At 51.7% G+C, this 14,352-nt stretch carries 13 protein-coding genes; 2 read left to right on the top strand and 11 right to left on the bottom strand.

Going from position 1 to position 14,352, the window contains the following annotated elements; translation table 11 throughout:
* The coding region (locus GAP13_RS00825) for a hypothetical protein (RefSeq protein WP_503473363.1) at positions 1-256 on the top strand (256 nt) is incomplete at its 5' end.
* Positions 257-312: 56 nt separating this feature from the next.
* On the opposite strand, the gene GAP13_RS00830 is transcribed toward GAP13_RS00825, so the two are convergent.
* The gene (locus GAP13_RS00830; RefSeq protein ID WP_158905220.1) at positions 313-789 is read right to left on the bottom strand and encodes an arginine repressor; all 477 of its coding nucleotides are present in this window, start codon (positions 787-789) and stop codon (positions 313-315) included.
* A gap of 247 nt (positions 790-1,036) precedes the next feature.
* On the opposite strand from GAP13_RS00830, the gene GAP13_RS00835 reads away from it, so the two are divergent.
* Positions 1,037-2,038, top strand: coding sequence for a KamA family radical SAM protein (locus GAP13_RS00835; protein ID WP_158905222.1), 1,002 nt, complete (start codon positions 1,037-1,039; stop codon positions 2,036-2,038).
* 53 nt (positions 2,039-2,091) lie between these two features.
* Here the strand turns inward: GAP13_RS00835 and guaA are convergent, their stop codons facing one another.
* The 10 genes from guaA to GAP13_RS00885 all read right to left on the bottom strand — a co-directional run bounded on the left by guaA (position 2,092) and on the right by GAP13_RS00885 (position 14,344).
* The gene (gene guaA / locus GAP13_RS00840; protein ID WP_158905224.1) at positions 2,092-3,663 is read right to left on the bottom strand and encodes a glutamine-hydrolyzing GMP synthase; all 1,572 of its coding nucleotides are present in this window, start codon (positions 3,661-3,663) and stop codon (positions 2,092-2,094) included.
* Positions 3,651-4,877: an adenylosuccinate synthetase gene (locus GAP13_RS00845; protein WP_158905226.1), complete on the bottom strand. Its 1,227-nt coding sequence runs from the start codon at positions 4,875-4,877 to the stop codon at positions 3,651-3,653. The genes guaA and GAP13_RS00845 overlap by 13 nt, the downstream gene beginning before the upstream one ends.
* Before the next feature lie 22 nt (positions 4,878-4,899).
* Positions 4,900-6,495, bottom strand: coding sequence for a glycoside hydrolase family 57 protein (locus GAP13_RS00850; protein WP_158905228.1), 1,596 nt, complete (start codon positions 6,493-6,495; stop codon positions 4,900-4,902).
* Positions 6,496-6,500: 5 nt separating this feature from the next.
* Complete coding sequence (locus tag GAP13_RS00855; RefSeq protein WP_158905230.1) at positions 6,501-7,187, bottom strand: DUF4912 domain-containing protein; 687 nt, start codon at positions 7,185-7,187, stop codon at positions 6,501-6,503.
* A 135-nt stretch (positions 7,188-7,322) separates the two neighbouring features.
* Positions 7,323-9,086, bottom strand: a complete 1,764-nt coding sequence (locus GAP13_RS00860) for a formate--tetrahydrofolate ligase (protein WP_158905232.1) — start codon at positions 9,084-9,086, stop codon at positions 7,323-7,325.
* Positions 9,087-9,227: 141 nt separating this feature from the next.
* Positions 9,228-10,046, bottom strand: a complete 819-nt coding sequence (locus GAP13_RS00865) for an ABC transporter permease (RefSeq protein ID WP_158905234.1) — start codon at positions 10,044-10,046, stop codon at positions 9,228-9,230.
* A gap of 3 nt (positions 10,047-10,049) precedes the next feature.
* A complete protein-coding gene (locus GAP13_RS00870) occupies positions 10,050-11,456 on the bottom strand; it encodes an ABC transporter substrate-binding protein (RefSeq protein ID WP_158905237.1) in 1,407 nt (468 codons plus the stop codon).
* A gap of 195 nt (positions 11,457-11,651) precedes the next feature.
* The gene (locus GAP13_RS00875) at positions 11,652-12,440 is read right to left on the bottom strand and encodes an ATP-binding cassette domain-containing protein (protein WP_222126106.1); all 789 of its coding nucleotides are present in this window, start codon (positions 12,438-12,440) and stop codon (positions 11,652-11,654) included.
* Complete coding sequence (locus tag GAP13_RS00880; RefSeq protein WP_158905239.1) at positions 12,428-13,417, bottom strand: ABC transporter ATP-binding protein; 990 nt, start codon at positions 13,415-13,417, stop codon at positions 12,428-12,430. Before GAP13_RS00880 ends, GAP13_RS00875 begins: the two co-directional genes overlap by 13 nt.
* A complete protein-coding gene (locus GAP13_RS00885; RefSeq protein WP_158905241.1) occupies positions 13,418-14,344 on the bottom strand; it encodes an ABC transporter permease in 927 nt (308 codons plus the stop codon). It abuts the gene before it with no gap.
* Between the last annotated feature and the right edge of the window lie 8 nt (positions 14,345-14,352).

A 14,352-nucleotide genomic window follows, 5' to 3' on the forward strand; every position in this document is an offset into this window, starting at 1 on the left:
CTGCGTCTACATGGCGTGGCACAACTACGCAAAGCCCTTCCGGATCAAAGCGAACCGAAAGGCGCGTATGACCCATGGAGAAGCGGCAGGCATACCTCGCGAGCTCGTGGCCATGGGGCGCGCATGGATGTTCCGTGAACGGGCATTTGTAAGTAGGCTCTCCCTCGATCTACTGGATCAGAAGCTCTGGAAGCGCGCATTCTCGACCCCTCTCAAAACCTCTGCGGAGTATCTGCCTCGCTATGCGCTTGCGTGAGTTTTCTCCTACCTACCTTCTGCAAGGTTCGTAACACTATGCAAATTTTGCGCTGGTTATTCTTCTTCGAAATCAGGGATTTTCGCTTTGAGCGAGCGAATGAATTCGTCGCCGCTTATCCCTTGCTTCAGGGCGATGAACACGACATTGTCCCTTCCGGAAATCGTGCCGATAACCTCATCGAACCCCATGTTATCGATCGCAAGCGCAACCGAATCCGAATGCCCCGAGAATGTGCGGACCACAACAAGGCTCTGATTCCACTCAATCGACACATACCCTCTCAGAAAGTCCTGAATGTAGTGGCGCTCGGATTCCCTCCGCTCTTCTTCTGAAGGAATGGAATAATAATAACCCGAACGACCGTCCGACAGTTTGCCTACTTTGAGAAACTTGAGATCTCTGGAAAGCGTTGCCTGGGTTACCGAATATCCATGGTCCTCGAGAAGCTGCAGGAGCTTTTCCTGCGAATCCACGCGGTTCTCTTTGATAATAGCCTTGATGGTCTTAAGTCGCTCTGCTCGCTCTTTCATAATTGCTCCATAAGCCGCACACTCCCCCTAGCCTGCATCACAGCAATGCTGGCGCATTCGAAATACTAAAACTCATGCGTCCTTTTCTGGGAAATTTACAAGCGGCAAATGTATATTATTGCATAATATTGCCAAAAAGGCAAGGAAAAGCATTCGCCTTGAAAGCCATGTAAAAGAACAGCCCCGCCGCATTCTCTTTTTTCCATACTATTGTCATTCAATGACCAAAAAACTATATTGATTCCCGATGCATGATGTTATTGCTCAAGGCGGATTGCCATTCCGTGCCACTCGATTCTGGTTTTCGCTTGCGAATGAGCCGCCCGAAAACTGCAAAAAGAATGAAAATGGAGTGCCGGTCGACCCAATTCTGGCTCAAGCGATCCCTTCGCCATCAGAAGCCCTGGTTACGTCATGGGAATTGCGGGATCCGCTTGGCGAGTCATCCCATACGATATTTGAGCATGCTGTCCGCCAGTACCATTCGCGTGTGCTCGTCCGCGCAACGGGGCAATGCTTTCTTTTTTGCAGACATTGTTTTCGCAGATCGCTTTTGCCATCCGAGCGAAGCTTTATGGATTCGAAAGCGATCAAGGCGCTCGCAGCATATCTCGCTGTGCATCAGGAAGTGCGAGAAGTGCTGATTTCCGGAGGAGACCCCCTCACCGCACCCGATGCCAGTCTTGCCTCGCTTTTCGAAGCGGTGCGTTCTGTACCGCGCCCGATTCTCATCCGCCTCTGCACACGAACGCCAGTCGTTCTGCCTCAGCGCCTCACATCGGATCTCATCGCGCTGTTGAGCAAGATGCGGCCGCTCCAAATGGTGCTCCATATCAATCATCCAAAAGAACTGAGCCAGGAATTCATGGAAAAAGCCGAGCTCCTTTTGAGAGCCGGAATTCCCCTCCACAGCCAGACTGTCCTGCTGCGCGGCATCAACGACGCTGCTTCTGTACTGATCGAGCTTTTTTCCGCGCTCAATCGCGCCGGCATCCATCCGTATTATCTATTTCAAGGAGATCTTGCGGCAGGCACAGCCCATTTCCGCGTGCCGTTATCGAAAGGACTCGCTCTCTACGAAAATTTGAGAAAAGAATTATCCGGGCTGGAATTGCCACGGTATGCAGTGGATGCTCCCGGAGGCGGCGGCAAAATATATCTGCCAGAGGGCATAGCAGAAAGAAGAGCTGACCTATGGATTCTGAGAGCTCCGGATGGAAGCTTGCACGAATACCCAGAAGAAGGCTGATTTTTGCGGCGTAAGGCAGTGCAATGCAGCACTTCTTCGTCACTGCGCTCGTTTTATTCCCATTCAATAGTCGCGGGCGGCTTGGACGAGATATCATAGACAACTCGCCCGATCTGCTGAACCCTGTTCGTGATCGCAGCCGAAATCTCGAAAAGGTCCTTCGGCTCGAACGCGAAAGGCTGTGCCGTCATGCCATCTTCGCTCTGGATTGCGCGCAGCGCGACTACGTATTTATACGCACGTTCATCACCGGCAACACCAACCGAACGCACAGACAAGAGCACACAGAATGCCTGCCAGATACGATCATAAAGCCCGCGCTTGCGAAGCTCCGCTATGAAAATGCTGTCAGCTTCCCGCAAAATATCGCATTTTTCCTTTGTGATATCGCCAAGAATACGAACGCCAAGCCCCGGCCCCGGGAAAGGATGCCGTCCGACAATCTCTTCTGGCAAGCCAAGCACGCGTCCCAGCGCGCGCACCTCATCCTTGTATAAACGGTCAAGCGGCTCTATCACCCTGCCTTCTGCCCGCTTTTTTTCTATAAGCGGGCTTCGGACATTATGATGGCTCTTGATAACCTGCGCTTTGTTGCCAACACCTTTCCCGGATTCGATGAGGTCGGTATAGAGGGTGCCCTGCGCGAGAAACGCATCAGGGATGCCCAGGCGAACCACGGCATCCTGCTGCACTTTTACAAACATATCTCCAATGATGTGCCGCTTGGTCTCCGGATCTGCTACACCTTTGAGCGCTGACAAGAATTGGGCCTCGGCATCGACTGCTTCAAGATGGCGCGCGCCGAGACGCGAAAGGTTATGCATCACTTCCTCGTTCTCAGCCTTTCGCATGAGCCCGGTATCGATATAGAGCAAATACACTTGATCCGGATCGAGACTCTTGAGCAAAAAAGCGCCTGCAACTGTCGAATCGACACCGCCTGAAATCAAAAGGAGAACCGGCTCTTTCCCTACGCGCTCACGCAATAGCCGCGCTTCTTGCTCGAGATATGCTTCCATTGACCAGCCGCGCTCCGCTCCGCAGATGCGAAACACAAAATTGGCAAGGATATCCATGCCGTGTTCGCAGTGGCTGACCTCAGGATGAAACTGCAGGCCAAACCATGGCCGCGCCCGATGCGCCAATATCGCAGGCACCCCGCTTTCCGAAATGCCAACGACATCCCATTCTTCTCCTGGTCGAACGATACTGTCGCCATGGCTCATCCAGCTTAAAAAAGAGTCCGGAAGCCCTTCCAGAAGCGTCGCAGCGCGCCCGGAATCCTGAACTGCCGGCAAAAACCTTACCCGCATGGAACCATATTCGCGAGTTTCACAGCGCTCCACAACACCGCCTGCATGCATCGTAAGCCACTGAATGCCATAGCAAATCGCAAGAATCGGCAAACCCGTTCCGAGCATTGCCAGATCGGGCGCAGGAGAGCCTTCCTGCCAGGCGCTATAGGGTGAACCCGACAGCACAATGCCCTTGCACCCCTCAAGCAAGGCTGAATCAGGTTTCCTTTCGCCGGGAACGATTTCGGAATATACCCCCAGCTCTCTTATGCGCCGCCCAATGAGCTGCGTATACTGGCTTCCAAAATCGAGGATGACTATTTTATCCATGGACTCTCCCGGACAATGGTCTGTTTTCTGTCAGACCCCACCGAGATAATCGAAATCGAAGTTTCGGTAAATTCCTCGATGAATTCGATATATTCGCGAGCCCTGAGCGGAAGTTCTTCGTATGTTCTGCATTTTCCGAGAGGGGTTTTCCAGCCGGAAAATTTTCTCAGCACCGGCCGGGCCCCGGTGAGATCCCTTACTGATGCAGGAAAATCCTCAATTACTTTGTCGCCGATCTTGTACCCGACACAGGCTTCAAATTCCTCAAGGCCATCGTACACATCGATGTGGGTCAGCACGAGCCGATCGATAGAGTTCACTGTACAGGCATAGCGCAATGCGACAAGATCCAGATACCCGCAGCGCCGCGGGCGCCCCGTCGTCGTCCCATATTCATTTCCCACATTGCGGATATATTGCGAAAGCGAGCCCGGCGAATCGTCCGCAAACTCAGTCGGGAACGGCCCGTTGCCGACGCGAGTGGTATACGCCTTGAACACGCCCAGCACACGGTCAATGTGCCGAGGCCCAATGCCGCCTTGCGCAGCGGCGCCCGCGGCGCACGACATGCCAGACGAAACAAAGGGGTATGTCCCTGTATCGATATCGAGCAGCGCTCCCTGCGCTCCTTCGAACAGACGCCAGGAATTGCGATGCTGCCTGAGATATGCGGCAAGATCGATCCTGAGCGGCAAAAGCCTTTCTTTCCATATCGAAAGCCATGCGCGATCGTCGCCAGGCAGGTTGACCAGCCGTTCGTCATCGTCAATGTCCGCCAGCCTGATACCGTCTCTGCTTGCTTTGAGCGAGTATGCTATCCCGATTCCTCGCCCTGTAGTCCCTATCGGTCTGGCGCGGCCTGCTTCAGCCTGCTTGTCCAGCTCTCGATATCGTGGGAAAACAATATGCGCTCTGTCAGAAATAAATACCCTGCCTTTCCAGTCGATGCCTTTCTGCTCCAGCCCCGCGAGCTCCTGAAACAACGCTTCGGGATCGATCACCATCCCCGAACCGAGGATGACAATCTTATCAGGATAGAGAATGCCGGATGGAACTAGATGCAATGCATATTTCTCTCCACCAAGAACGATTGTGTGCCCTGCGTTCGCCCCGCCGGAAAAGCGCACGACAATCTGGGCATCCGAGGCAAGAAAATCGACAATCTTGCCCTTCCCTTCATCGCCCCATTGGGCTCCTATAATGACTACATTCATTTTCAGCTCCTTGCGCTATTCTCTATTGTTTGGGCGAAAAAACGCGATAATTCATGTGGGGGAATATATTGTGCCGCTTTTCGAGGCTTGTGATCCATTCCGTTTCGACTGTGTGAGCCGAAAGCATTTCGTAAATATGATTGAAATTGTAAATCGACTCGCGAATTTGCCGGGAAGCGAAATCAGCAGCTTTTCCGCTCCGCAGAAGCAGCGCCCAGTCGGAAGACATGGAAAGCAGCACTTCACGAGCTGCCTGGTTCAGAATTCGCTCTCTCAAGCCCGTTTCATTGGGAAATCGCACGGTGAGTTCGCGCATGCGCTCCGCGGCCTTTCTTGTATGGCGGTGCACCCAATCGTTGCGTCCATCGAGCCAGACTTCAGCGTAGCCGCCCTCTGCCCACGATGAAAACTCTGGCTCCGATTCAGGAAGCTCCGAGTTTTCCGCTAGATATTCCGACAGGGTCACAAGCCGAATCGCTTCCTCATCCCTGCGCGATGCAGCGCGGAAAAATGCTTCCAGGAATTGGATTCCTTCAAACCACCAGTGCCCAAAAAGCTCGGCATCATAGGGACATACGATAATCGGCGGCTTGTCTTTCATCCAGAAGGAAGCTGCCCGAGCCTGCACTTTGCGGCTGGAAAGATACTCGTGCGCATGCGCAACCGCCTGCGCCGACGCCGCAGCTGCTTCATACGGTCGCTTCAAATCAGTCTTCCCGGTGACTGCCCAATATTTGAACCCGGTATATCCCCTCTCCACTCCACTTAAATGCGGAGCCAGATAGCCAGTATCGAGATCATAGCCAATATCGCGGTAGAAATCCCGATACACCGGATGTGCCGGATAGCCTTCAGTTTCAGACCATACTGCTTTTGTCGCGCCTGCATCCCGAATGAAGGCTGCAAGACCCGCTGGCGTCATGACAGGCGAAAACGAACCATAGAACGGCAAGGGCGAACCAAGCAGGGCGCCTTTTGTCGTTACAATAGAATAATTGATATTGTATGCCCGGAGTCGCGGCGCAAGCCCCTTATACCACCCAAGCTGTGGCAGCCAGAAACCTGCAGGGTTTTTGCCGAACTCCGACCGGTGCGCGATGATCGCAGTTTCAATCTGCGCATTGATCACTTCCGGAATGTCCGAATACAGCGGCAAAAAGGCATGGGTAGCCGCAGTCGTCATCAGCTCGATATACCCTTTTTTGGAATAGTAATCGAATGCCCGTATGATATTGCGCCCGTGGAGGTTTTCGAATTCATCGCGGCTTCGGCGATACATTTCATAGTACATATCCGCAAGCGGCGCAAAGGCCGCATCGCTGCCAAGCCTCCGCTTTTCCTTGAGCGCAAGCTCGATCTGGCTGTCGAGATACGCTACATACCGATCGCAAAGAAGCGGATCTGAGAGCATCGAAAGAAGCGTCGGAGAAAATACCATACCCAGCTTGAATGGCACACCCTCCAGCTCGAGCTTGCGAAACATCCGGAGCAGCGGCAGATAAGTTTCCGAAATAACCTCGAAAAGCCATCGCTCCTCGTAGAATTGGGCATACTGCGGCTTTCGGACAAATGGCAAGTGAGCATTGAGCACCAGCGCGATCGAGGGGGAGTGCTTCATGATGGTCACTCTCCATCCATATTCAGAATGCGCAAGGAATTCTCTTCCCTGGGCTCGATCAAGTTGAGATCTTCCGATCCTGAAAGTATAAGCAAGCTTTTGGTCATCTGCGGCAGCTTGGATGGCATGTCCATATATTGCGCCGGCATGCGCACAACATTCGAACGCGCAATGACTTTTGCTTTCTGGGTTTTTGCGATGCACAGGTCGATGCGATATGACCGCTTCGGATATGGCACGTTTATGTACCATTTCCGGTCATCAAAACTGACCGAAACATCGTAATGAAATGCTTTTTCTGAATCTGCGATTTCGCTTACGCGCAGCAGCAGTTTGGGCTCTTCGAATTCGGCCAGAATCTTCTCGCGCAAAGATGCCGCAATATCCCAATATGCAAAAATCCACAAGGGGTCGCGGACAATTGCGCTGATATAGGTTTCATTATAGTGATCCGGAATGACGATTTCTTCAGACTGGCTTGGGATGAATCCGTGACCTGCAAGCTTTTTTTCTTCCACATGCCCAGGCGTATCATGCGAAAATACCTTTTCGGAAGTATCTTCCTCGAAGGCATCGATAATTTCCTCGATCAGAAATACCCGCTCCAGCTCATCTGGCACGTAGATACCCATTTTTTCGGCCAGAAGTCTGAGTTCATCGTCCGAAAGCAAGGATAATTTTTCGGGATCCACAGCGCTATAGTGGGAGAGCAAGGCTCCGCTTGTCAATATCCGCACTGGCACGCGCGAATCGAGCCAGATCTGCCGATCAAGCCGAGCCTTTGCACTCCTCCGGGCTCTCCCTATAGCGCTGTATCATATGGCTTGTCAGGATAGCCCTGTTATCCTCCCTGTTGCGGTATCGATATCCATGCCAATATAGGCCGGTTTTGAAGGAAGCCCCGGCATTGTTGTAATCTCGCCTGTTATGGGGACAATGAAACCAGCGCCAGCTGACAGCCGCACTTCGCGAACAGGGAACTCAAACCCTTTCGGTGCGCCTTTCAGCGCTGGATCATGGGAAAGCGAATACTGGGTCTTTGCCATACAGATGGGGAAATTCCCATACCCGAGGGCTGTGTACTTTTCCAGAGCTGCATTCGCTTCGGGCGTATACACGATAGATCCAGCCCCATAAATTTGCCTGGCAATAATCTCGATCTTGTCCTTGAGCGACATATCGAGCGGATACAGCAATTTCGGCTCATGTGGCATCGAGGCAGCCTTGTCCACTGCCATAGCGAGATCCGCAGCACCTTCGCCCCCCAGAGCCCAGCTCTTTGAAATCACTGCATCGAATGCTCCAGCTTTGAGCGCAGCATCTTTTATAAGCGCATGCTCTGCTTCTGTATCTGTCGGAAAGGCGTTGATGGAAACCACCACCGGAAGGCCATATGTTCGAATAATTCTGATATGCTCTTGAAGATTGCAGAGCCCTTTCTGCAAAAGCTCAAGATTTTCCTGCGTGTACGAGGAAGCCAGGGGCTTTCCTGGCGTGACTTTCGGGCCGCCGCCATGCATTTTCAGGGCTCGCACCGTCGCAACGAGCACAACAGCATCGGGCATGAGCCCAGAAGCACGGCACTTGATGTCCATGAATTTTTCGAATCCCATATCAGAGCCGAAGCCTGACTCCGTCACGACATAGTCAGCAATCTGGCTCGCAATCAAATCTGCAACAATCGATGAATTGCCATGGGCTATGTTTGCAAACGGGCCTGCATGGACAAATGCGAGCTGTTCCTCCAAAGTCTGAAGCGCATTGGGCTTAAGCGCATCTTTCATGAGAATGGTCATCGCGCCTGCGACGCCTATGTCCTCTGTGGTTATAGCATTGCCGGACTTATCGAGCGCTACGACAATTCGCCCCAGCCGCTTTCGCAAATCATCGAGGCTGGTTGCAAGCGCAAGAACAGCCATCACTTCGCTGGCTACTGAGATATCGAATCCGGTTTCTCTCAGCGGGCCATTCTCGAGTCCGCCCATTCCTATGATAATGCTGCGGAGCGTGCGGTCATTCATGTCGACGACACGTCTCCAAAGCACTGCATAGGGATCAATATTGAGCTTCTTAAGGCCCAATTTTTCGAAGTAGGAATCCGCCCACCGGCTTTCGTGGTACATTCTCGCATCAAGGGCTGCAGCGCAGAGGTTATGAGCTGCTGACACTGCATGGATATCGCCGGTCAAATGCAGATTGAAATCCGTCATCGGCACAATCTGGCTGTAGCCGCCGCCTGCCGCTCCGCCTTTTATTCCAAAGGTCGGCCCCATAGATGGCTGCCGAATTGTTGCGATCGATTTTTTTCCGATATACCCAAGGCCCTGAGCAAGGCCGATTGTCGTCGTCGTCTTTCCTTCACCAAGCGGCGTGGGCGTAATTGCGGTGACATCGATATATTTTGCCCGCTTCGCCTGTTTTGGCGGATCGGCCAGAAATTCCAGATGTATTTTTGCTTTGTCGACGCCATAATGCTCAAGATATTTCTCATCGAGGCTGTAGCGTGCTGCAATTTCGGAAATCGGCTGTATGTTCGCAGATTGTGCGATATCGACATCCTGCGGAACCGGATTGATGCGCTGAACAGACATAAAACCTCCTAGCTGAATACTTGCTGGTAATATTCAAATTTTACCATACAAATGTGCTGCTGACAACAAAGACACCTGAACGACTCCTGCTTAGTATTGAGGGGGCCATCCGCCCAATGCCCCGACAACATTCGCCCGGATTCATCCAAGCCGAGGATTGAATCGTTCTGATAAAGAGTCGCCTATTATATTGAATGCAAGCACCGTAAGCGCAAGGCACAATCCCGGGTACATCGCCATCCATGGCGCCTGCGCCAGATAATTTCGCGCATCCTTGAGCATCAAGCCCCAACTTGCAGCTGGCGGCTGAGTCCCCACCCCCAAATACGAAAGCGAAGACTCGATAACCACCGCTTGCGCAAACGTAAGTGAGCATTGCACAATAACTTTGCCCATAATGTTCGGAATGATGTGCTTTACCACGATTTTTGCAGGAGGCGTGCCGAGCGCTCGCGCCGCTTCCACATAGCCTTCTGTTTTTACAGAAAGTGTCTCCGCGCGCACCAGCCGGGCAAAGACGGGGCTACTGATAACTCCCAATGCCACCATCACCTGCACAAGCCCGTATCCCATAAACGAAACAACCGTAATTGCGAGCAAAATCGTTGGAAACGAAAGAAGGCTATCCATGAGGAGCATAAGGACACTGTCGATATGCTTCGGCCCCATGCCTGCCAATAATCCCACCAATCCCCCAAGAGAAAACGCGATCGACACTGCTACCAGGCCGACAATGAGTGCCGATCTTGCCCCGTAGAGAAGCCTTGTGAGAATATCCCTGCCCAGATTATCGGTTCCCAGCAGATTATCTAGGCTCGGAGCATGGAAACGCCTGTCGAGATATTGCTCAGAAGGACTATATGGCGACAGCAAAGGCGCCGCAATCGCAGCTGCTACGAGCATCAACAGATACAGGACTGCGAGTGAAAACACTATTTTCTGCGATCTACGGGCTATCATATCTTATTTCAGTTCCGTCCATCTGAAATCGAAGGTATCGAGATTCGGCGTCATCCGGAAATCGACGACATTCGATCGGGTTCCAACATAGCGATAGGATGTCCCGAGATATACAAAGGGCACTTCTTTCGCCATGATCTCGAGCACTTCGGTGTAGAGTTTCTTGCGCGCAGCAAAATCGGAAATGGCAGCTGCTTCTTTGATCTTCTGTGCTGCTGTCGCATTGATCCATTTGACATATTTCCCCGTGCCATAGCCCGCAAGTGTACCGTCTGGATCGAGCTTTCCAGTATGCCCAATTACCGTAAAATCATAGTTACCGCCGTTATAGACGCTCGAAAGCCATGTAGACCAATCAACGAGCTGCAGCTTTACATGCATGCCAACTTTTTCAAGCATCTGCTGGATAAGCTCGGCTGCTTTTACATGCAGCGGATAATTTTGCGGCACCGTTATAGTGAATTCCCTCGTATCGACACCAGCCGCTTTCAATAGCTGCCTGGCTTTATCCGGATTGTACGGGTAAAGATACGAAAAATCGGTGTAGTATGCATTCCCCGTATCAAGGAAGGTAGAGCCAACCTTGCCTCCGCCATACGCGACATCGAGCACAACCTGCTTATCGATCGCATAGTTTACCGCTTGCCGGACGCGCAGATCGTTAAGCGGCTCGCGCGAGCAATTCATCGCCATCACCATAATAAGAGACGTCAATTCTTTTTTGATCGAGACTTTCGGATTCGAGCTGAATAGCGGCAGGTCTTCGGGGTCAATGAATTCGACCGCATCGATCACACCAGCGCTCAGGCCCTGTACCTGCACTGCCCGCTCCGGAATGATCTGGAATTCGACTTTCGCGAGCTTCGGAAGACCTTTCATCCAGTATGTATCATTGCGGACCATTGTAATTTTATTGTCCCGAATCCATTTTTCAAATTTGAATGGCCCCGTCCCCACAGGCTCTGCGCCAAAATTGTGTCCCGATGCAATGAGGCCCGAGGGAAGGATTGCGCCCCATCCTGAGGCAAGGCTTGCAAGGAGCGGCGCATATGGCTGCGAGAGCACGATCACAACAGTAGCGGCATCCGGAGTTCTGATCTCCTTGATCGCTGCAAATTCACTTCGTTTGGGCGATGCTGTCGCTTCATCCTTGATTCGCTCGAGGCTCGCTCTTACATCTTTTGAGGTAAATGGCTGGCCGTTGTGAAAGACCACATTACGTCTGAGCTTGAATGTCCAGATCAAGCCATCAGGCGAGACTGTCCAGCTCTCCGCAAGAGCCGGAACAATCGTGCCGTCAGTATTGGGCTCTACAAGAGTATCATAAAAGCTCTTGACTACCTGAAATGTAAGTGTGCCCGCAGTTTTTTGCGGATCGAGCGTGTCAGGATTACCTGAAAGCCCAAACACCAAAGTCCCCTTGGTTTGCGCAACTACAAGACTTGCTGCAGAAAAAGCAAATAATATACAAAGACTGGCTATTCTTGGCACCTTTTTCATGTCGTTCTTTCGATTCCTTCCGGCTCTTGGCCGGCAGAGTTTTTATAGCAGGACACAACGTGCCCTTTTGAGAACTCACGCAAAAGCGGAGCGCTGTTTTTGCATTCAGAATCTCCCCGCACCTCCAGGTATCGAAGCCAGAAGCCTGCGCGTATAGGGGTGCCCAGGATGAGCAAGGAGAGCCTCAGTCGGAGCCTGTTCCACAATTCTGCCGCCGAACATCACGGCAACCACATCGCACATATAGGAAACAAGATTCAGATCATGCGAAATGAACAAATAGGTAAGGTTCAAGTCTTTTTTCAAATCCATGAGAAGATTGATTATCTGGGCCTGAATCGAAACATCGAGATTTGAAACAGGTTCATCCAGAATGAGAAATTCAGGATCCATCGTGAGCGCCCGGGCGATGACGATTCGCTGCCGCTGCCCTGTTGAAAATTCATGCGGAAAGCGCCGAGAATACGTACTACTTATTCCAACCCGATCGAGCAACTCGCGTATTTTTTTATCTCGCCTTGCTTTATCCACGCCAATGTTGATAAGCCCCTCGGACAGGCTGTCGTAGACAGTCATTCGCGGATCGAGTGCGGAATGTGGGTCCTGGAATATGATTTGCATGCGCTTTCTGTACTTCCTCAGCATAGGTGGCTTGAGAGAACCGAGTTCGACTCCGTCAAACAGCACGCTCCCTGAAGTAGGAGGATCCAGATACAGAATCGCTCGCGCAAGCGTCGTTTTGCCGCATCCCGATTCTCCTACAAGCCCGAAAATACGCCCTCGTTCTATTTCAATAGAAACATTGTCGACGGCTCTGAAACCATGCCTCTCCCCCTCCACGCCTCTTCCCCGGTGGATTTTTACAATATTGCGGCATTGCATTAGAGATTCCATGATTTCCCCGCAAAATGGCATGCAGCCAGATGCCCCTTCTCGTGCTCGACAAGCTCAGGAGTTAAGGAAAAACACCGCTGTTCCGCAAGGGGGCACCGAGGAGCAAACAGACAGCCTTCGGGCGTGCTGGTCGCATCGAGCACTTGCCCAGGAATGGTCGCAAGCTTCCGCCCCCGATGCCGCGCATCAGGAATAGACAGCATAAGAAGGCGAGTATACGGATGCATTGGCTTATTGAAAAGACTTTCTTTGCCTGCTGATTCGACAATTTTTCCTGCATAGATGACGGATATGCGATCTGCAATTTCTCTGATGACACCGAGGTCGTGCGATATAAAAAGCACTCCCATGTTTTCGATATTTTTAAGCGTGCGGATCAATTTCAGAATCTGCTTTTGAAGCGTGACATCGAGCGCAGTTGTCGGCTCGTCGGCAATCAGGAAATCGGGGTTGCAGGAAATAGCAATAGCAATCATTGCCCTCTGCTTCATTCCGCTTGAGAGTTCGTGAGGATATGCATCAAGAACTCTTCCATCGCGGCCAAGACCCACAAGCTTCAGTAGCTCGCGCGCTCTGGCCTTGGCCGCCACCTTGCTCAACCCCATATGCAGCATCACCATCTCTTCGATTTGTCCGCCAATTTTGAAGGCTGGGTTGAGATATTTTGCTGGCTCCTGAAATACCATCGAAATTGCGCGGCCTCGATAGGTACGCAGCTCGTCCTCGGGCATCAACAGCAAGTTCTTGCCTTTATAGAATACGCTTCCTGAAATGATTTCTGCGGAAGGCCGGGGCAAAAGGCCCATAATGCTGGTGGCAGTTACTGTCTTTCCTGAACCGGATTCGCCGACAAGCCCATGTATTTCATCTTTATAAAAAGAAATATCTATCCCTCTCAGCGCATGGACACTCTTTCCTCTATGAGAAAAGCGAACGTTGAGGTTTTCGATTTTCAGCAATGGCGCAGATTCATCCATCTATTCCAGCCTTATTTTCGGGTTGACCACGCTATACAGCACATCCGCAGCAAAATTCACAAGGGAGAACACAATAGCGATAAACACCACCCCTCCCTGGATAAGCGGAAAATCCCGTTGATAGATCGCATACAGAAACAACCTGCCCAGTCCGGGCAAGGAAAAAACCTGTTCGATAATAATCGCGCCGCCGAGCATATATCCAAATTCAATGCCCGCTACAGTGATAATCGGCAATAACGCATTCTTGAGCGCATGTTTGTACTTTATCATACGGTCGGTAAGGCCTTTTGCCTTTGCAGCGATGATATATTCCTTCGAAAGTTCTTCAGACATCGATGCCCGCGTATGACGCAGAAGAATAGCAGCACGCGCAAAGCCCAGCGAAAATGCAGGAAGCACAAGACTGGCCAATGTCTCCGCGCCGAAGAGCGGGAATATCGGAATCTTTACAGCAAACACCAGCAAAAGAAAAATCCCGAGCCAGAAACTCGGAATTGCCATGCCGAGCTGAGACATCACCAACCCCACATAGTCCCATGCCGACCAGGGCTTTACTGCCGACAGTATGCCAATCGGAATTGCGATAACAGTGCCGATCACCATTCCGAGCACTGCCAGCGCCAGCGTGAGCGGAAAGCGCTGCAGAATTAATGCGGTGACAGGCTCCTCTGATATCATTGAATTGCCGAAATCGAGATGTGCAACCTTCCAAAGAAAATCGAAATATTGTGCAGAGAGAGGCCTGTCCGTCCCGAGTTTCGCACGGATTGCCGCAATATCCGATGGCGTTGCATCTATACCTGCAATAAGCAGAGCGGGGTCGCCAGGAATGACGCGGATCACAAAGAATACAATTGTCGAAATAAGAAGCACAGTGAGAACAAGCCGCAAAAGCCGCTTTGCTATGAACCGCGCAAGATCCATCACCCGCT

Origin of the sequence: Rectinema subterraneum (assembly GCA_009768935.1) — a bacterium.
Taxonomy (GTDB): domain Bacteria; phylum Spirochaetota; class Spirochaetia; order Treponematales; family Rectinemataceae; genus Rectinema; species Rectinema subterraneum.